Consider the following 19,126-nt stretch of genomic DNA (forward strand, 5'->3'; position numbering starts at 1 on the left):
GATCCCCTCCCTCTCCACTTCGGAGCCGGCGCCCACCAAGCCCGCACCGAAGTCCTCGGCAAAGAAGAAGAAATGAAATTTCGCGACCTGTTCGGACCCGGCCGTTCCACGGTCCATGCCACCGGCGCCATGGCGGCGACCTCCCATCCGCTGGCGACGGCGACGGCGCTCGACGTGCTGCGCGACGGCGGGAACGCGGTGGATGCGGGCCTTGCCGCCTGCGCTGTGCTGGCGGTGGTCGAGCCGCAGATGACCGGGATCGGCGGCGATTGCTTCTGCCTGCTCGCCAAGAACGGCCGCGCGCCGGTGATCGCCTATAACGGCTCCGGCCGTGCTCCGGCGGGCGCGACGCTGGCCCGCTACCACGCGGCCGGCATCACCACCATCGACCCGCTCGGGCCGCACGCCGTCACCATTCCCGGCGCGATCGAGGCATGGCATCGGCTCGCAGGCGACCACGGCACCATTCCGTTCGGCACACTGCTTGAGCCCGCCGCGCGTTATGCCACCGAAGGCCACCCGCTGCACGAGCGGATCGTGTTCGATCTCAAGTCCTTCATGCCGAAAGTGAAGCGCGCGGAGGGCTTCGCCGACCTGATCCTCGATAACGGCAATCTCCCGAAGCCCGGACGGCTCTACACCAACCGCGCGCTCGGCCAGAGCCTGCGGGACATCGCCAAAAACGGCCCGAATGCGTTCTACCGCGGCGCCATCGCCGAGCATCTCAGCGCCTTCCTCGCGGCCAAGGGCGGCTTCCAGACCCCCGCCGACTTCGCCGCCCACACCGGCGATTATGTCGAGCCGATCCAGGCCGATTATCGCGGCCACACGGTCTACCAGTGCCCGCCCAACGGGCAGGGCATCATCACGCTGCTGCTGCTGCGCATTCTTTCCCACCTCGACGTCGCCGCTGACGCACCCGAGAGCGCGGAGCGTTATCACAAGCTGATGGAGGCGGGGCGCATCGCCTTCTCGGTGCGCGATGCCTGGCTTGCCGACCCGGAATTCTATCCCGTCCCCTGGGAGCGTTTCCTGGATGACGCCTTCACCAAGGCGGCGGCGGAGAGCATCCGGCCCGACGGCGTGGTGGATGTAACGCAGCCGATCGACCTGCCGGAGCACAAGGACACGGTCTATCTCACCGTGGTGGACCGCGACCGGACCGCCTTCTCGCTGATCAACTCCATCTTCGAGCCGTTCGGCAGTGCGCTCTACGAGCCGCAAACCGGCATCCTGCTGCAAAATCGCGGGCGCTCGTTCTCGTTGAAGGACGGCCATCCCAATTCGATCGCGCCCGGCAAGCGGCCCATGCACACCATCATCCCCGGACTGGTGATGAAGGACGACAAGGTGCTGTATTCCTACGGTGTCATGGGCGGCCATTTCCAGCCGGTGGGACACGCCACGCTGCTGAGCAATCTAATCGACTACGGCATGGACATGCAGCAGGCAGCCGATGCCCCGCGCTGTTTCCCGCAGGACGGCAAGGTCATGGTCGAGCCCAGCGTACCGGAAGCCACCCGCGCCCGGCTCGCGGAGATCGGGCACACGGTCGAACTGCGCGCCGACCCCATCGGCGGCGCCCAGGCGATCCGGATCGACCCGGAAACCGGCGTGCTGTCGGGCTGCTCGGACCCGCGCAAGGACGGCTGCGCCCTCGGCTTCTGATCCCTCCCTTTAGGAACGCCCCATGTCGCGGCTCACCGTCAACGTGTTTCCCGCCGGCTTCATCTGGCCGCTCTGGGCCGGACAGGCGAAGGGCTTCTTCGCCGCCAACGGCGTCGAGGTGGAGCTGATTCCGACCGCCAATTCCATCGACCAGATGGGCGGGCTGATCGACGGCGCCTTCGACATCGCCATGACCGCCATCGACAATGTCGTGGCCTACATGGAAGGCCAGGGCGAGGCACAGACCCGCACGGTGCCGGACATCGTCTCCGTGATGGGATCGAGCAGCGGCTTCCTCTCGCTCATGGCGGCGCCGCACATCCACACGATGGCCGATTTCAAGGGCCAGACGCTGGCGGTGGACGCCATGACGACAGGCTATTCCTTCACGCTTCGCCGGATGCTGGAGGTGAGCGGACTCAAGCGGGACGAGTACATCCTGGCAGCCGTGGGCGGCATGAAGGAGCGCTACGAGGCGCTGCTGCGCGGCGAGCAGGCGGGCACGCTTTCCGTGCCGCCATTCACGATGATGGCGAAGGCGCAGGGCTTCAACGAGGTTGCGACCCCGCTTTCGCTGTTCGCTCATTTCCAAGGGGGCGTGGCGGCGGTGCGGCGGGAATGGGCGGCGGCCCATGGCGACGACATCGTCGGCTTCATCAGGGGCAACATCGCCGCGCTCGCGTGGCTCTATGATCCCGCGAACAAGGCCGAGGCCCTCGACCTGTTCCAGTCTCACATGAAGGGCGCCTCACGCGCGGTGGCGGAACAGTCCTACGCGGTGCTGCTGGACCCGGTGAACGGCTTTCCCCGGACGTGCGGGATCGACATGGAGGGTGTACGCACCGTCATGGAAATCCGCAGCGAATTCGGCGTGCCGCGCAAGCAACTGACGGACGCGGCGCGCTATTACGATCCGTCATTTTATGATCGGGTCGTCGGCGCCATTTGAGGCGGCAGCTTTCACCGTCGCGCGTTCCCTCTTGCGAAAGCAGGGCAAAATTACGGGCGCGTGTTTCCCTTCGGTATCGGAGGGATTGGTGATGTCGGTGAAAAGACGGGGGGTTAGCTTGGTTTTGGCGAGCCGGGCCTTGGCGACAGCTAGGGCTGGGAGGGGAAGGCCTTAGACGCTCTCACCCCAATCATGTCTCACCAATTCCCTCCCCCGAAAGCGGGAGAGGGAAGAACGCGATGTCTGCGTCGGCACGACAGAAGCTTTTGTCGGCTGCTGCCGGCTCAGAGCGGCGGCTGAAGGGCGGCGAGCCACTTGGCGATTTCGGCATCGCCCTCGGGCACCTTCAGTGCCTTGGCCCACTTGCGCAGACCCGCTTCGTCGATGGTGTTGACCGCGTCGATCATCTCGCTGGTGTAGAAGTCCATGGGATCGACCTTGCCTTCGAGGCCGAGGATTTCCACGAAGTCGGTCCAGTTCTGCTTGGAGAACGAACACCACTTGTCGTTGGCGGCGGCGTCGCGGGCGATCAGCGGGGCGCGGGTGTTGATGATGGTCACCGCGTCGGCGATGGCCTGCTCGCGCGAGATGCCCGAGGGGATCGCCTCGGGATGCATGTAATAGCTGACCTTCACTGCGGCTTCGGGATTCTCCGTCATGACGATGATCGAGCGGATCATGCCCTTGAGGAGTTCGACGGTCTCCTTCTTGTGGCTCTCCATCCACGGCCGGGCGAAGGCGAAGACATAGGCGGTGGCCGCGTCCTTCATATTGGCCGGCGGCTCGAGCACGCGGACATTAATACCCAGCGTCTTCAGCCGCACCACGTCCACGTCGGCGTTCAGCAGCGCATCGATGCGGCCGGCGGTGAGCGCGGCGGCAGCGGCCTGTCCGTCGCCCACGGGCAGCAGCGTCACGTCGCCGGCGGTGATGCCGGCATGCTTCAGAGCAAACTTGAGATAGCCGACGCCGCCATAGGCCAGGGTCGGTACGCCGACCTTCTTGCCCTTCAAGTCGGCATAGCTTTTGATCGTGCTGTCGGGCAGCACCGATATGCGATGCAGGACCCCGCGCAGGTAGACGCACGGGATGACCGCCGGCAGCTTGCGACCCTCGGCAGCGGACGTGAGGATGATGTCCTGCGTCCCGGTGCTGATGGTGATCTGGCCGGACAGCATGAGCTGGAGGTTCTCGGCCGCGCCCTGCGTTCCAATCGACTTGGGCGTGACCTCCTTGCCGAACAGCCCCATCGCCGTGCCGATCCACATATTGGAAAAGCCGGGATTGAAGCTGCGGGAGGACACGCCGATCACCGGATCGGCGGACTGCGCCATCGCGGGGGCGGTGGCGGTTAACGCAAGGGGAAGCGCCAAAAGTCCGGCGATGCGGATGAAGGCGGGTCGAAACAACGGCATGACTTGCTCCACAGGACCGATGAACCAGCCTCGGCGGCGTCCTCGGGCCGCTTATTGTCGCGGCCGCTCGCAATGGCCGCCTCAGCGGCCTTAAGGGAAGGCTGAAGCACGCTCGACGAAATGTCAAACGGACGTTTGACTTCATCCCCGCTTTGCGCGAGCCTCCGTGCCGCGGCCTTAGAGCCCGTGGTGATAAATCTTCATCTAGAAATCGACGGCGGCAACGCCTGAGGGGACGCGCAGAGTGAGCCCGCACGTTCAGGAGCGCATGATGCAATCGAAATTCGCCGTACGTTTTCCAATCATCGCCTGTCTCGCGGCCACCGTGGCCATGCTTGTCGCGCCTTCGGTTTCGCGCGCCGAGGAGGTCAAGAGCGGCCTTTCCTCCCGCAGTTTCAATCCCGGCTTCTCGAACGCCTGGATCGGCGCGCCGCTCGGCCTCTACAAAGGCATCGAACTGGATGCCATCGGCACCCAGGGCGCCTCCGAGAATCTCCAGCTCATGCTGGCCGGCAAGCTCAATCTCAGCACGGGTACACAGGACATCCTGCTGAATTCCGCCGCTGAGGGCCGTGTCCTGCCGGCAATCATCCCGTGCGTCTATCTGCGCGGCATCCTGCACCGAACCTCGGTGCTGCCCGACAGCACGATCAAGAGCTACGCCGACCTGAAGGGCAAGAAGATCGGCGTGCCGACCCTCTCCTACGGCGGCATCGGGTTCATGAAATTCGCGCTGCGCCATGCCGGCGTCTCGCCGGATGAGGTGCAGTTCATCGCCGTGGGTGATGGTCAGCAGGCCGCGATCGCGCTCTCCTCCGGCCGCATCGACGCCCTCACCAATGCCGATGTGGATGTCGCCCAGTTGCAGCGGCTCGGCGTGAAGATGCGCATCGTCGACGTGCCCGACAGCATCAAGGATGCCGCCACGGCCTATGCCTACGTCTTCCCGACCGCCTGGTACGAGGGCCATAAGGAACAGGCCCGCGAAGTGGTGAAGGGACTGATCCGCTCGGTCATCGTCATGACCGAGAACCCCGAGGCGGCGGTGAAGGTCAGCTATTACATGCACCCCGAGGCGGTCCCGGCCGGCGTGTCGCGCGAGCAGGCGATCCAGGCGGCGGTGGATGTCATCAAGGTCCGCATCCCGCTGATCGAGCGCAAGAGCAGCGTCAGCGACAAGTGGTGCGAGTTCCCCAAGCCCGCCTGGGACAATCTGGTGGAAATCCTGGGCATCCAGGGCAAGGTCGACCCGATGAAGTTCTACACCAACGAACTGATCGAGAGCGTCAACCAGATCAAGGAGCCGGAACTGCGTGAATGGGCGCGCGGCCTGAAGGTGCCCGACACCGACGCCGAAATCGCCACCTGGCTGAAGACGCTCCACCCGCCACTCTGAGAAACGACTGGCGCGCGGTCTCTCTCCCTCTCCTGCAAATTGAAGGTCTGCGAAACAGACCTCGCACGTTTCTCGTAAAACCTTGCAATAAGGGGGCTTCATCTCGCCCCGAGGGGGAGTGATGCGTCATGCGCGGTGGCTCCCTCTCCCGCCTGCGGGGGAGGGCTGGGCAGGGGGCAGGAGCCTTAAGAAAAGGCTCTGCACCGGGCCATTTCTCACCAATTCCCCCTCCCTACCCCTCCCCCGCTTGCGAGAACTCTGCGAAAGGGATCTCGCAAACTCAGCAGTTCGTTAGGTGCAAAGGCCGGGCGGTTTCCACCTCGCCCCGAGGGGGAGAGGTCGGCTGCGAAGCAGCCGGGTGAGGGGGCTCCAGCATCTCAGGACTGGAGAGGGTTGCCCCCCTCACCCCAACCCTCTCCCCGTCGGGGAGAGGGAGCATGGCGCGGTCACTTGAGACGCACCACCGATCCCGCATCAGCTCGTTTCGCAGATGTCTCGCTTACGGGAGAGGGAATAACGAAACACTCCCCGAGGGGGATGGCGTTGTTAGGTCAGGAGCAAAGGTCAACCTGGGCTGGACGAAACCGGCCGCGTGGATGAAGCTGCCGTCACCCCGCCTCGGATCACCTCACATCATCCATGACCGATCTTTCCCGCTTTGCTATCAACCAGATGACCACAAAATCCCTCGACCTGCGCCAGGCGGTGGATCTCTATGCGCGCCATGGGGTGGGGGGCATCGGTGTCTGGCTTCAGTATCTCGACGGCATGAGCGCCGCGCAGGCCGCCGGGATCATCCGCGATGCCGGACTGTTCGTGCCCTCGCTGTGCTCGTCGGCGTGGATGAACCTGTCTGACGATGCGGCCCTGCAGGACGCGCTCGATGAAAACCGCCGCCGCCTCGACATCGCCGCCGAACTCGGCGCACCGTGCATGGTGGTGGTGTCGGGTGGGCTGGCAGCTGGGGAAAAGGACATCGCTGGCGCCCGGCTGCGGGTCGAGGATGCGCTGGCCGCGCTTCTGCCGCATGCGCATGCGACCGGCGTGAAGTTGGGGCTGGAGCCGCTGCACCCGATGTATGCGGCGGAACGCTCCTGTCTCAACAGCTTCGCCCAGTGCCTCGATCTCGCCGAGCGGCTTGGGCCGGATACCGGGATCGTCGCGGATGTCTATCATTGCTGGTGGGACCCGGAGTTCCCTGCCGGCCTGCGCAAAGCGGGGGCCGACAAGATCCTGACCTTCCACCTGTGCGACTGGCTCGCCCCGACCCGCGATGTCTATCAGGACCGGGGCATGGTGGGTGACGGGGTCATCGACATCCCCTTCTACCGGCGCCTGCTGGACGAGATCGGCTATGACGGCCCGTTTGAGATCGAGCTGTTCTCCAAGCTCGACTGGTGGGAGCGCGACCCGGAAGACGTGGTGCGCATCTGCGTGGAGCGGTGCGCGCACTTGGTCGCGCCCCGCTCCTGACGCCTGCTCAGTCGAGCCAGCTTGGCGGCTTTCCACCGCCCGCTGCAACCGCCACCGCCGCACCGCGCGGGCCGATGCCGGGTCCCTCGCGCTGGAAGTTCGGGCAATAGGCGAACGCCATGTTCCGCTCGCGGTCGCACCAGGCGAAGGCGCCGCCCGTTCCGGTGTGGCCGAACGCTTTCATGTTCACGCCCATGGGCGCGGTTTCCGGCTCATTGTGCATGAAGCCGTAGCCCATGCGGAGCCGGCGCTGGGTCATGATGCAGTCGCGCTCCCAGACGAGTTGAGAAGCCCGCTCCACCGCCTCGGGGGAGAGGATGCGCACGCCGTCGACCGTGCCATTGCCGGCGAGCATGGCGTAGATGCGCGCCACCGCCCGCGCATTGCCGTGGCCGCCGAACGAGGGCACCTCGATCTCGCGGATTTCCCGGTCGTTCTGGAAATAGCCCTTGGGCGAGGACTGGAAGGCACGGCCCAGCGGCGTCGAGGGATCGTTGGCGATCTTGAAGAAGCCGTTTTTCGGATTGGGGTGCATGTCGGAGACGCGGGCGATCTCCTCCGGCCTGAGGCCGATCTGATAGTCGGCCTTCAGCGGCCCCGAGAGCTCTTCGCGCAGGAACGTGCCCACGCTCTTGCCGGAGACGCGGCGCACCAGCTCGCCCAGCAGGAAGCCGATGTTGATGGAATTATAGGCCCCGTTGGTGCCCGGCTCCCACGCCGGCTCCTGCACCTCCAGGGCGTGGATGTGGGCCTCCCAATTGAACCACGACCCCGGCGGGGCGGCGTCGCAATAGATCACACCGTCGGTGTGCGAGAGCACATGCCGCACCAGCACCCCTTCCTTGCCGGCCTGGGCGAACTCCGGCCAGTAGGTGGCGACCGGGGCGTCGAAGTCGATCAACCCCCGGTCGATCAGGATATGGGTGCAGATGGCGCTCATGCTTTTCGCCACCGAGTTCATGATGACGATGGTGTCTGAGCGCCACGGCTCGGTCTTCGCGGTGTCCTTGTAGCCGCCCCAGAGGTCAACCACTTTCTCGCCGTCCTTGTAGACGCACACCGCCGCGCCCAATTCGCCGCGACGGCGGAAGTTCTGCTCGAATGCCGTGCGCACGTTGGCGAAATCCGGGCTGCACGTACCCTCGACGCGAATATTGTCTTGGTCCATATGGCCAACCTCAAGTGTTCGAAAAGGAAAATCAGTTCGCCTCGGGCTTGATGTCGGCTTCGCGCACGACGGTGGCCCAACGCTTTGCCTCGGACGCGATGAAGGCGTTGGCGGCCTCGGGGGAGAGCTGGGCGGCCGGGAAGGCTTCGACACCGCGCTCCACATAGGCCTTTTGGATCTTCTCATCGGCCAGCGTTTCGCGCAGCGCCGCGTTCAGCTTGTCGATGATCGGCTTGGGCGTGCCGGCCGGGGCGAGCAAAGCCTGCCAGAATGCGATTTCCAGGCTGGGATAGCCCTCTTGACCGAGGGTCGGGATGTTGGGCAGGCGGGGATAACGCTTGGGGGCGCCAAAGCCGAACCCCTGGATCTTGCCCGCCTGGATCAGTTCCGCCGAGGTGGTGGGTGCCGCCCACACCAGGTCGGCATGTCCGCCGACGATATCGCTCATCGCCTGGCCGCCGCCCTTATAGCCGATCAGCGTCACGTCAGTGCCGGTGGCCTGCGCGAACATGATGGCCTGGATGTGGGCGAGCGAGCCGATGCCGGGATGCGCGAACTTCGCCGGCTTGCCGGGTCCCTTCATCCAGGCGATCAGCTCAGGCATGGTCTTGGCGGGCACCTTGGTGCTGCCGACGAGGAACGAATAGGAGGTGTTCACCATCCCCACCGCCGTGAGTTCTTTCTCAACGTCGATGGCCTGCTTGGGATAAAGCACCGGGGCGATCACGAGACCGTTCTGATGGATCAGCAGGGTGTAGCCGTCCGGGGCGGAAGCGGGCGGCCTTCGCGGCCCCGATCATTCCGCCGGCGCCGGGTACGTTCTCGACCACGAGCGGCTGGCCGAGCGCCTGCGACATGCGATCCGAGATGGTGCGGATCGCGAGGTCGCTGGGGCCGCCCGGCGCATAGGGGTTAATGATGGTGATCGGGCGCGTTGGATAGTCCGCAGCCATGGCTGGCGTGCCGGCAAGCGCGAGAAGCGCCAAGCCCTTGGTCAAGCCCTTCATGGCGATGGTCAGGATGCGCATTGTTTCCTCCTATGTGCCCCTCTGCTGGGGGCGTTTTTGTTTGTCCCGCTCCCTTGCGATTGCACTCCCTCTCCCGCTTGCGGGGGAGGGCTGGGGAGGGGGCTTTCGTCGTTTGGACGCGATTACAAAGGCTGATAGTCCCCATTGCCCCCTCCCTGACCCTCCCCCGCAAGCGGGAGAGGGAAAGCGGCGGGGCGGAAGACCTCACCCCGGGATCACCGGCAAGCAACAGATAGGGCTCGTCGCCCGGGGCGAAATGCAGGGTGTTGGTGCCATGGAACACCTCCGGCGGGCGATCCTGGGGATCATCGTGCACGAACGGGCCGCAGCCCTTCATGGGGTTCTTCATGTTTGAGAGGGTCGCCGCTACGCCGGCCCACTCATAGTCCTTGCCGCGCACGGTGAGGCCGATGCGGTATCCTTTGGGCACGACGATGCAGGTCGGCCAGATTTCCACGTCCAGCTCCACCTTTTCGCCCGGCGTGAGCGGCCACACCTCGTCGTGGGAATGGTAGGGGCGATAGGGCTCGCTGCGCTTGGCATCGAGCTTGCGGTGCGAGGCGCGCAGCCAGCCTTGGCCCACCGGCGTGTGCGGATCGAGCGCGCCGTAGAACACCACTTCCACGCCCTCCGGATCGAACCACGCGCAGCACCAGGAACACGTCGGCGTCGCGGGTCTTGGAAGAGAGGAACAGCTTTGCCGCCGAGGGGCCGGTGATCTCGGTATCCGCTTCGAGCGGGGGCGTCAGGAAGGTGACGCCATCGCCCATCGCCTCATAGTCGAGGGTCGTTTCGGCGGCGGGCTTTTCCGGGGTGAGAGACTTGGTGGCGGGGTCGAGATAGAATTTGGTCCACTGCGTGCGGGCGAGCGGCCATTCGTGCTCGTGGCGCACCGGGAACTTGATCTGGCCGGGGGCGGCGGATCTGGATCTGCACCTTCGGCTGCTTGTCCCAGCCATTGTCCTCGCCCTTGAGGAAATAGCCGAGGAAGCGCTTCTGAATGTCCACGCCGTAGTCGGTATAGAACTCCGCCCAGTGCGCGCCGCCGTGCATCTCAAGCCATTTGTGCTTGGAGGCCGCCTGGAGGAAGCCCTCCACATTGCCGCGCAGATGCAGGCCCTGGCCGCCCCAATTGCCGGACGAGAGCAGGGGAATTTCGATCTTGGTGAGATCGCCGCCGAGCGAATGGTAATACTCGCCGTCGAGATGGTTGCGCAGCAGGTCGCCGGGCATGTCGGCACGGTTCTTGGCCAGCACCTCCTCGGGGATGGTCTCCGGCCCGCACACCAGTTCGCCGGTGACGCGGCTCTTGGGGCCGCGCTCGCCGAGGCCATGCTGCACGGTCTTTACCTGCATGTCCTGCCAGTTCTTGCGGAACACCGAGAGGATGCCGCCGTGGTGGGTGGCGTCGCGGTAATTGTCGGCGAAGCCCTCCCACACGCAGATGGCGGCCAGATGCGGCGGCTGCTTGGGCGGCGATGCGCCACTGGTTGGCGGCGAAATAGGAGATGCCGTTCATCCCGATCTTGCCGGTGCACCAGGGCTGCTCGGCGAGCCATTCGATGCAGTCGTAAATGTCCTTGGTCTCGCGCGGGGAATGCACCGAGAGGAAGCCCTCGGAGCGGCCGGCACCACGGCTGTCGATGCGCACGCAGGCGTATCCGTCCGGCACCCACTTCTCGGGGTCGGCGACCTCCCAGGACTGGTACTTGTTGGAGGAGCCTTCGAGCGCGTCGGGATAATCCTTCGCCATGATGTCCCAGGCGGTCTTGTAGCCGTCCTGGAAGGCGAGGCCCTTGCCGTAGGGACCATAGGTGAGGATAACCGGCACCTTCGCATCGGCCATTGGACGGAAGATGTCGGCGCGCAGCACCACGCCGTCATCCATGGTGATCGGGACGTCCCAGTCGATGCGCATGCCGTCGCGCACTTCGCTTTTATTGCTCATGTTGATCCTCCTGAGATTCCAGCGGCGATGCCGCTTCCGATCGGGTTTCCCCGTCCTTGCGCCAGGGCGCGCGCGTAAACGATCCCGGCAAGGGCCACGTCTTCGATCGCGACCCCGAGCGACTTGAACAGGGTGACTTCATGGGACGCCCGGCGCGGGCAGTCCTGCATCAGGTCGGACAGGGTGCGCACCTGCGCCCAGTCGAGCCGGCCGGCGTCGGCCAGGTCGCGGAACTCGGCGGCCTCCATGCGGGCCTGCGGGATGTCGTCGGTGGCAAGAAGGGCGGCGCGCGATACGAGGTCTCCGTCGACTTCACGGCGGTCGGCGGCATTGGCGCCCGCGACGTTCACATGGGCGCCGTCCGACACCCACGCGGAGAGGCACACCGGCGTCGCGGACTTGGTGATGGTGGCGATGAGGTCTGCACCGCGCACGCAGCTTTCCGCGCTCGCAGCGGAGACGGTGGGCACGCCCAGGCGGTCGCGCACCAGACTGGCGAAGCCGTCGCGGCGGGCCGGATCGCGGCCGAACACGCGGATTTCCTTGAGGTCGCGCACTGCGGCAACCGCCGCCGCCTGCCAGAACGCCTGCTTGCCGGTGCCGATCACGCCCAGCACATTCGCGTCGGGCCGCGCCATGAGGCGCGTGGCGAGGCCGCTGGCGGCACCGGTGCGCAACTGGCTGAGCAGGTTCGCCTCGATCAGCGCCAGCAGGCGGCGCTCCGTGTAGGAGTACAGCAGCACATTGTAAAACGTGCCCTGCGGCGAGCCGCAATAGGCCTTCAGGCCGAAGACGTTCTGCGGGGCATAGGTTGCCGCCATGAGATGGAAGACACTGCCCGGCAGCAGCGGCGCGCGCTGGCGCGGAACGTTGACCACGGCCTGCGGCGGCGCGCCGAAGCAGCCGTCCAGCGCGTCGATGGCGTCCTGCACGGTCACGAGGTCACGGACGTCGTTTTCTGAAATGAAAAGCGGAGCGGTCATATCAAAATCCGATTTCAAGCACCCGGCAAAGTCCGAGTGTCCGGCCGAGAATAGACCGTGTTCGCCGCGCTGCGCGGCTCCCTCTCCCGCTTGCGGGGGAGGGTTAGGGAGGGGGCAGGGACCATTCCTGGGAGCGGCACCCGACCATTCCTCACCCATTCCCCCTCTCTAACCCTCCCCCGCAAGCGGGAGAGGGGATTGACCTTGCGTCCAGGGAGGGAGGCTGATCGTTCCAATCACATCTTCAGCGCCTTCGCCTCGGCGATGACCGCGGCTTTGTCGAAGGCGTTGATGTCGTCGAGCAGATCGTTGGTGGAGACGCCCGAGACGTCCTTCACTTGGTCCTGGAGGCCGGCGAAGGCGACCTGGGCCTTCCATTGCTCAAGCGACTCGGCGCCGAAGCGTTGGTCGGCCTGCCAGGGCTGGGGCATCCATTTGTCGGCGCGGGATTTCACGATGAAGAGCGCCTCCTTCATGGCGTCCTCCTCGCTGCGGCCCTTCGGCTTGCTTTCGGGATAGATTTCCCAGTGCAGCAGCACGGCGTTCTCGAGGTTCGCATAGGCAAACACCGTCGACTTCGCCATGGCGCGGAAGAAGCGCACCATCGTCTCGCGGTTCTTCGTCAGAGTGGATTTCTGCACCCCATAGGAATTGCCGAACAGCTTCTTCATGCCCTCGGTGTTCGGGAGATAGCGCAGCGGAAAGCCGGCCAGTTCGATGCGCGCGAAGCTCGCATCCCAGAATGCCATGGCGTCCACGCGGTTGCGGTAGATGGCGTCCCCGGCCGGACCGCCCTCGCCGATGGAGACCCATTCCACATCGGTGTCGGGATCGATGTTCAGTTCCTGGAACATGGCGCGGGCGCCGAAATAACCGGTGTCGCCCTGGTTGCGAATGCCGATCTTCTTGCCCTTGAGTTCGGCGAGCGATTTCACCGGGCTGTCCGGCTTCACCGCCACCGCCCAATGCGGCTCGCGGAGCCAGCAATAGGTAAAGATGACGTCGAGCCGGGGGTTCTTGGCGAATGCGTTGAGGAATGCGACGGGCGAGACCGCGGAGGTCTCGCAATTGCCGCTCGCCACCGCCTGCAAGGTCTGCCCGGCGCCGGACATGTTCATGATGTCCATCTCCACGCCTTCCTTGGCGTAGTAATTGACCTTGGGATTCTGGCCCACGGTCATGAACACCAATTGCGGGTCGATGATGCCGGCGGCATTTCCCAGGCGCACCACGGCCTTGTTCTGCGCGAACGAGAAGGTGGGCATCATCAGGCTGGCGCCCGCGGCGCCGAGCAGCGTGTTGAAGGTGCGACGGTTCAGCATGCGTTTCCCCTTTATGTTTCTTTTTCAGCCGCCGGTGTTGTGCGAGGTCTGGGCGGGACCGGACCAGAACAGAACCCGTCGCTCGATGATCCGCAGCACGCCGTGCAGCAGGATTCCGATGAGCGAGAGGATGATGAAGACCGAGAAGGTACCGGCGGTGTCCATGGAGGCATTCATGGAGAGGATCAGCACGCCCAGCCCACGCTGGGCGCCGACGAACTCGCCCACCACCGCGCCGACCACCGCAAACACCGCCGCCATGTCGAGGCCGGCGAAAATATAGGGTAGGGCGCTGGGCAGGCGGACCTTCCAGAACATCTGCCATGAGTTGGCGCCGATCGCCCGCATCAGCTCGATGCGCTCCGGCTCCACCGCGCGAAAGCCGGCCATGGAATTGACCAGCAGCGGGAAGAAAGTGAGCAGGCAGATGATGACCACCTTGGAGGTCAGGCCGAAGCCGAACCACAGCACGATGATGGGCGCGAGCGCGATCTTGGGCAGGCTCTGGATCGCCACGAGATAGACGCTGAAGGTCTTCTCGATGATCCGCACCTGGGAGATGATGGTGCCCAGCACCAGTCCTGTGGTTGATCCAATGACGAAGCCCAGCAGAACTTCCCAGAGGGTGACGCCGGTGTGCAGCCAATAGCCACCGCGCGCGGTGAAAGAGGCGTTCAGCCCGCGCCAGAGCGCCACCGCCACGTCGGTGGGCGGGGGAAGGATGTAGGTCGGCACGTCGAGCAGCACGACGCCGTATTGCCAGACCAGAAGCAGCACGATGAGGACGGTCGGCGCCAACAGGAGTTCCGGGCGCGTGCGCATCAGCAGGCGGAAGCCGGAAATGGGGCGCGGTGGCGCCTCGATACCAAGCGTGTCGGTGCGAATTTCGCTGGCGTGGGCCTGGCTGGTCATCCCAATCCTCCGCCTTCGGCATGGGCCGGTGTGGCATCGCTGAGGCTGTAGAGAAGCCGGCGGATATCGCTGGACATACGCCCGAACAGCGGGTCGCCCATGGCCTCCAGCGTGCGCGGACGTGGCATCGGCACGTCGATGATCTTGGCGATGCGGCCGGGGCGCGGCGTCATGACCACCACGCGGTCGCCGAGGAACACCGCTTCGGGAATGGAATGGGTGATCAGGATGATGGTCTTGCCGCTCTCGCGCCAGATGCGCTGGAGATCGAGGTTCATCTGCTCGCGGGTCATCGCGTCGAGCGCGCCGAACGGCTCGTCCATGAGCAGGATGGCGGGGTCGCAGACCAGGCCGCGCGAGATGGCGGCGCGCTGCTGCATGCCGCCGGAGAGTTCGCCGGGATACTTGTTCTCGAAATCCGCGAGCCCGACCATCTTGAGGAGATCACGCGCCCGCGCCTTCGTGGCGAGGGTCGGCAGTCCCTGCACCTCGGCGGGCAGCATCACGTTTTCCAGCACCGTGCGCCAGGGCAGGAGGATCGGGCTCTGGAACACCACGCCGATGTCCCGGCGCGGCTTCAGAACCGGCTGGCCGACCACACGCAATTGTCCGGACGAGGCAGGGATCAGCCCTGCCAGGATCTTGAGCAGCGTGCTTTTCCCGCATCCGCTCGGGCCGACGATGGTGACGAATTCCTTGTCCGCGACCGACAACGAAATGTCGGACAGCGCGTGAACGCGCTCATTGCGGACGGTGAGAAAGATCTTCTCCAGATGCGAAATCTGGATCGCGGCACCATCGCCAGACACACCTGCATTCCCCGTAGGAACGGCTGGGCCATCCGGGAGACGCAAAGTCTCCAGAGCCATACGTTTTCTCCCTGACGTCGCTCTTTTTTGTTTGGGTTTACACCCGAGGCGACAGGGAAAGCGTAGGGGATCGCCGTGATACCGGCCAATACTTTAGTGCTATGCAGGCGATGCCGTCACGGCATCGCAGAAGAGGCTTTTGCGCGCTTTTTTGTGCGGTGCGATGTCGCCGGCGTCGGCGCCTGCTGGGCGGTACCGAAGATGCCTTGGGTGCGCAGGCAGGCCATCTCGATGCGGGTGATCTCGATCATCTTCTGCACCGCAGGGGTCAGCGGCCGGTCGGTGCGCCAGGCCAGAACCCGGTCCATCAGCCACCCCTCCACCTGGCAAAGCGTGAGCCTGCCGGACTCAAAATCTCGGTGCACCGCGCTGTGCGGCAGAACCGTGTAGCCGAGCCCGGCCTGCACCAGATTCTTCTGCACCTGAAGGCTTTCGGTTTCGATGATGACGCGCATCTTCTCGCCGGAATGGGCGAGGTTGGTGTCGAGCCAGCCGCGCACGGTGCTCGGAGGCTCCGCGAGGATCAGCGGGAGGGGCACCAGATCGCGCCAGGTGCAGGTCGCGCCGGGGGCGAACTCACCCGCCCGGCCCACCAGATAGACCGGCTCGCGCACCAGATTGTCGAGGCCGACATGTCGGCTCGCGATGCTGCTGGTGTTCGGCAGAATGGCGAGGTCCAATTCCCCCGACAGAAGGCGCGAGCGCAACAAGCCGACGCCCTCGAAATAGGTCAGTTGGACCTGGGGATAAAGGTTGCGATAGTGCCGGGAGACGTTCGGGAATAGGATTTCCGCGATGGAAGGCGGCGCGCCGAAGGTGACGCCGCCGCTCGGAACCGTGCCTTCCGCCATCACGTCCGCGAGCGCCTGTTCGGTCTGGCGGCGGATGAAGCGGGCGCGCTCCAGCAGGAGGGTTCCGGGCGCGGTGGTGACGATGCCTCGGCTGCCGCGCGTAAACAGGGCGACGCCCAGTTCGTCTTCGAGCTTCTTGATCTGGCGGGTCAATGCGGGCTGGGCGATGCGCAGCGCCTCCGACGCCTTTCGGAAGCTGCCGAGTTCGGCGATGCGCACGAAATATTCGAGTTGCTTGTCGTTCATTCCCTCACGCTCCCTGCCGCGCGCCCATCAAAGAGCGCCGGGGCGTGGGAGGAAAGGGGAATGATGCCCCCTCCCCCCGCAAGCAGGAGAAGGCACCATCGCGCATTCCGCAACTGTTCCCCTCGCGGGCGAGGGGAAAGCACCAAGGACCCCTTACGCTTGTTAAGTTGAGCGCATTCAGCCGCGGAGGACCCAACCCTCACTCCGGCCGGAACTTGGTCTCCGGCTTCAAGCCCGGCTTCTGCTGGGCGTGGCTGATGCGACCGTTCTCCAGATAGTCGCCGGCCACCGCGCGGGCCGCCGCCTTGTCCCAATAAGGCGACCAGTCGCCGAGCGAATAGCCGAACCAGGGCGCCTGCGGACGCAGCGCGGGCAGGCCCAATTCCTCCCAGATCGCCTTGGCGTTTTCCATGAACTCGCGCTTGGGCAAGGCGAGCGGCGGCATGGGCGACTTCATCGTGGCGTCGATCAGGAGGGTGGAATCCTCCTCGCCATTGGTCTCGCGCTTGGGGCCGTGGCCCTGGCCGCGATGCGCCAACGTCTGCACGTCGTCGATCGGGTTGGCGCGATAGGCCATGGCCCAGAGCAGGGCGTCGGCGTTGTCGGCCTCGATATCATCATTCACTGCGATGCAGATCTTGCCGCAGTCGCCCTTGAAGAAGGCCGCGCCATAAAGCGCGCGCCAGATCTCGGTGCGCGGCGCGTCCCGCTCCATGGTGATGATGGTGACTCGCAGCAGGCCGGTCAGCGGCTCGTGCAGCGCCACCTTCTTCACCGAGCGAATGGAGAGCGTGTCGCGCAGATGGGTGAGGAACAGCGGCTCGTAGGCCACGCGCTTGATGACGCTGGATTCCGAGGGCGCCACCTGGCTGATGTAGGAGGGGATCACCGGCGAGCGGCGATGGGTGATCGCCGTGATGCGCATGGGCATGTTGTATTCTTCGAGCGCCACATGGCCGTGGGATTCCCCGAACGGGGCCTCAGGCTCCACCATGGTGGTGTCGATATAGCCCTCAATCACCACCTCGGCTTCCGCCGGCACCAGCAGGTCGACGGTGCGGGCGCGCACCACGTTGATCGGCGCGCCGGCGAGGCCGCCGGCAACCGTGAATTCGTCCACGCCGATGGGCAGCTTCTGCGGACCCATGAAGGCGACATAGGGCGGGCATCCGAGCACGATGGCGCAGGGCATTTCCGTGTCGCCGCGCTTCTGGTGCGCGAGATAATGCTGGTAGCCGCCGGCCCCGCCGACGCGGGTCGCCATGCGCACCACCAGCCGGTCCGGCGCCTTCAGCGCGCAGCGGTAGGTGCCCATGTTCTGAATGCCGGTGATCGGGTCTTTCGAGATCACGTTTGTGGCGCTGAGCGTCGGCGTGGAATCAAAGCCCGGCGTCGAGACCGGGATCGGCAGGCGGTCGAGGCCGTTCCCCTCGCCCTTCACCGCCTCGCCCTCGTGGATCACCTCGTGGCAGGGCGCGTCATCCACCACCCTCGGGAGAATAGGATTGGCGATGGCGTTGTCCCACTTCGCCTGGATCTCCTCCACCGGGCAACCCATGCCGACGCTGTAAACTGCGCGGTTCGCCGCCATGCCGCCCACCAGGACGGGGATGTCATAGGGGCGGCCTTTGCCGTCGACGATGTTGGTGAAGAGGAAGGCCTTGCGGTCCTTCTCATCCATGCCGCCGACGAACTGCCAGCGCACCAGGGGGTGCATCTCACTGTCCTTGTCGATCTTCCGATCGACCGTGACCAGCAGGTCTTTCGCGCGCAATTCGTCGAGATGGTCGTGGAGGTCATTATAGGGGCGCGCGGGGGCGTTCATGGAACTTCTCCTGGAGGAGCCACAATCGTTGAAACGGGCAATAGGATCGGCGGGCCGCCCCGGAGGGCGACCCGCAAGGGCATCAGCTCGCGAGGCCGCCGAGCTTGGGATCGAGCAGGAACTTGCCCGGCGCCGGGGCGGTCTTGAACGCCTGTCCGTCCTCGGCCATGTCGGCGAGCACAGTCTGGAAGCCGGCGAGGTTGATCTGGCCGGTCTTTGAATAGATTTTCCCGGTGACGAAATAGTCGTCATAGACCGGCGCCAGGATGGCCGGCTCGCGCTTGGTATATTTTTCCAGCACCTTGATGGCTTCGTCGCGGTTTGCCGGGTCCCACAGCCAAGCGTGGGCCTTCTGGATCGCACGCGAGGCGCGCATGCCGGAATTATCGGCCGCCGCCCACGACTTCTTCACGATGTAGAACACGGTCGGGTAGTCGCGCATGCTGTCGAAGCTCGCGAGTGCCGGCAGGCCCTGGCGGATCGCGAATTCCGCGCTCGGCTGGAACAGCACAGCGGCGCCGAGGCCGCCCTTGTCCAACCCTGCCACCTTGGCCGGAGACGTCCCGGCGATGACGAAGCTGTAGTCGCCCTTCTTCAGGCCCTTGGCCTCAAGCAGGCGCTGGGTGAGCCAGCTTTCGCTGTTGCGCAGACCGGAGAGGCCGATCTGCTTGCCCTTGAGCTGTTCGAGGCTGGTGATGCCGCGCGCGCCGACGAGAATCCAGTCCGCCTTGTTCATGGGTGCGGTCATGGCGGCGATTTCGTTCGCGCCCTGCTCCACCACCGAGACGAAGGTTTCCGGCTGCGTGGTGGCGATGTTGTATTCGCCCGAAATCGCCATCTGCACCGAGCTGGCGGAACCTTGCATGACCAGCAGGTTGGGCTCGAAGCCCTCCTCCTTGTACATGCCCTTCTCGGCGGCAACCATCTGGACCCAGTGAACGGCATTGCCCAGCACGGTGCTCACATTAAGCGGCTGGGCGGCGCGCAGCAGAGCGGGCTTGGCGACCATCGCGGCCGTGCCGGCTGCGGTGAGGGTCAGGAACGTCCGGCGTGTCAGCTTGGTCATTTGGCGT

At 65.2% G+C, this 19,126-nt stretch carries 15 protein-coding genes and 2 pseudogenes; 4 read left to right on the forward strand and 13 right to left on the reverse strand.

Features of this window, described 5'->3' with window-relative positions; all coding sequences use genetic code 11:
• Nucleotides 1-72: 72 nt before the first annotated feature.
• Together ggt and ADADO0_RS07010 are read left to right on the forward strand one after the other, a co-directional pair.
• Nucleotides 73-1,668, forward strand: a complete 1,596-nt coding sequence (ggt, locus tag ADADO0_RS07005; protein WP_511304408.1) for a gamma-glutamyltransferase — start codon at nucleotides 73-75, stop codon at nucleotides 1,666-1,668.
• A 22-nt stretch (nucleotides 1,669-1,690) separates the two neighbouring features.
• Entirely contained in the window at nucleotides 1,691-2,617 is a 927-nt protein-coding gene (locus ADADO0_RS07010) for an ABC transporter substrate-binding protein (protein WP_511304409.1), read from the forward strand.
• 284 nt (nucleotides 2,618-2,901) lie between these two features.
• Here the strand turns inward: ADADO0_RS07010 and ADADO0_RS07015 are convergent, their stop codons facing one another.
• Nucleotides 2,902-4,032: an ABC transporter substrate-binding protein gene (locus ADADO0_RS07015; protein WP_511304410.1), complete on the reverse strand. Its 1,131-nt coding sequence runs from the start codon at nucleotides 4,030-4,032 to the stop codon at nucleotides 2,902-2,904.
• 268 nt (nucleotides 4,033-4,300) lie between these two features.
• On the opposite strand from ADADO0_RS07015, the gene ADADO0_RS07020 reads away from it, so the two are divergent.
• Both ADADO0_RS07020 and ADADO0_RS07025 read left to right on the forward strand, forming a co-directional pair.
• Entirely contained in the window at nucleotides 4,301-5,428 is a 1,128-nt protein-coding gene (locus ADADO0_RS07020) for an ABC transporter substrate-binding protein (RefSeq protein ID WP_511304411.1), read from the forward strand.
• A gap of 639 nt (nucleotides 5,429-6,067) precedes the next feature.
• A complete protein-coding gene (locus ADADO0_RS07025) occupies nucleotides 6,068-6,901 on the forward strand; it encodes a sugar phosphate isomerase/epimerase family protein (protein ID WP_511304412.1) in 834 nt (277 codons plus the stop codon).
• Between the two features lie 7 nt (nucleotides 6,902-6,908).
• Here ADADO0_RS07025 and ADADO0_RS07030 read toward each other — a convergent pair whose 3' ends face one another.
• The 12 genes and pseudogenes from ADADO0_RS07030 to ADADO0_RS07085 all read right to left on the reverse strand — a co-directional run bounded on the left by ADADO0_RS07030 (nucleotide 6,909) and on the right by ADADO0_RS07085 (nucleotide 19,119).
• Entirely contained in the window at nucleotides 6,909-8,069 is a 1,161-nt protein-coding gene (locus tag ADADO0_RS07030) for a serine hydrolase domain-containing protein (RefSeq protein ID WP_511304413.1), read from the reverse strand.
• A gap of 31 nt (nucleotides 8,070-8,100) precedes the next feature.
• Nucleotides 8,101-8,829: pseudogene (locus ADADO0_RS07035) on the reverse strand (Bug family tripartite tricarboxylate transporter substrate binding protein); the annotation flags it as partial.
• A gap of 152 nt (nucleotides 8,830-8,981) precedes the next feature.
• Nucleotides 8,982-9,722, reverse strand: a complete 741-nt coding sequence (locus tag ADADO0_RS07040) for a CocE/NonD family hydrolase C-terminal non-catalytic domain-containing protein (protein ID WP_511304414.1) — start codon at nucleotides 9,720-9,722, stop codon at nucleotides 8,982-8,984.
• Between the two features lie 55 nt (nucleotides 9,723-9,777).
• Nucleotides 9,778-10,197: pseudogene (locus ADADO0_RS07045) on the reverse strand (CocE/NonD family hydrolase C-terminal non-catalytic domain-containing protein); the annotation flags it as partial.
• Complete coding sequence (locus ADADO0_RS07050) at nucleotides 10,152-11,045, reverse strand: CocE/NonD family hydrolase (RefSeq protein ID WP_511304415.1); 894 nt, start codon at nucleotides 11,043-11,045, stop codon at nucleotides 10,152-10,154. The gene ADADO0_RS07050 and the pseudogene ADADO0_RS07045, both read right to left, overlap by 46 nt.
• The gene (locus tag ADADO0_RS07055; RefSeq protein WP_511304416.1) at nucleotides 11,042-12,028 is read right to left on the reverse strand and encodes an ornithine cyclodeaminase family protein; all 987 of its coding nucleotides are present in this window, start codon (nucleotides 12,026-12,028) and stop codon (nucleotides 11,042-11,044) included. Before ADADO0_RS07055 ends, ADADO0_RS07050 begins: the two co-directional genes overlap by 4 nt.
• A 236-nt stretch (nucleotides 12,029-12,264) precedes the next feature.
• The gene (locus ADADO0_RS07060; RefSeq protein ID WP_511304417.1) at nucleotides 12,265-13,350 is read right to left on the reverse strand and encodes an ABC transporter substrate-binding protein; all 1,086 of its coding nucleotides are present in this window, start codon (nucleotides 13,348-13,350) and stop codon (nucleotides 12,265-12,267) included.
• Between the two features lie 24 nt (nucleotides 13,351-13,374).
• Nucleotides 13,375-14,262 (reverse strand): ABC transporter permease, encoded by an 888-nt coding sequence (locus ADADO0_RS07065; protein WP_511304418.1) that lies wholly within the window; start codon nucleotides 14,260-14,262, stop codon nucleotides 13,375-13,377.
• Nucleotides 14,259-15,071, reverse strand: coding sequence for an ABC transporter ATP-binding protein (locus ADADO0_RS07070; protein ID WP_511304419.1), 813 nt, complete (start codon nucleotides 15,069-15,071; stop codon nucleotides 14,259-14,261). Before ADADO0_RS07070 ends, ADADO0_RS07065 begins: the two co-directional genes overlap by 4 nt.
• Before the next feature lie 176 nt (nucleotides 15,072-15,247).
• The gene (locus tag ADADO0_RS07075) at nucleotides 15,248-16,228 is read right to left on the reverse strand and encodes a LysR family transcriptional regulator (RefSeq protein WP_511304420.1); all 981 of its coding nucleotides are present in this window, start codon (nucleotides 16,226-16,228) and stop codon (nucleotides 15,248-15,250) included.
• A 199-nt stretch (nucleotides 16,229-16,427) separates the two neighbouring features.
• Complete coding sequence (locus ADADO0_RS07080) at nucleotides 16,428-18,053, reverse strand: UbiD family decarboxylase domain-containing protein (RefSeq protein WP_511304421.1); 1,626 nt, start codon at nucleotides 18,051-18,053, stop codon at nucleotides 16,428-16,430.
• A gap of 82 nt (nucleotides 18,054-18,135) precedes the next feature.
• Nucleotides 18,136-19,119 (reverse strand): ABC transporter substrate-binding protein, encoded by a 984-nt coding sequence (locus ADADO0_RS07085; RefSeq protein WP_511304422.1) that lies wholly within the window; start codon nucleotides 19,117-19,119, stop codon nucleotides 18,136-18,138.
• Nucleotides 19,120-19,126: the final 7 nt, after the last annotated feature.

It is taken from the genome of Aquabacter sp., from assembly GCF_965279295.1.
Classification (GTDB): Bacteria; Pseudomonadota; Alphaproteobacteria; order Rhizobiales; family Xanthobacteraceae; genus Aquabacter.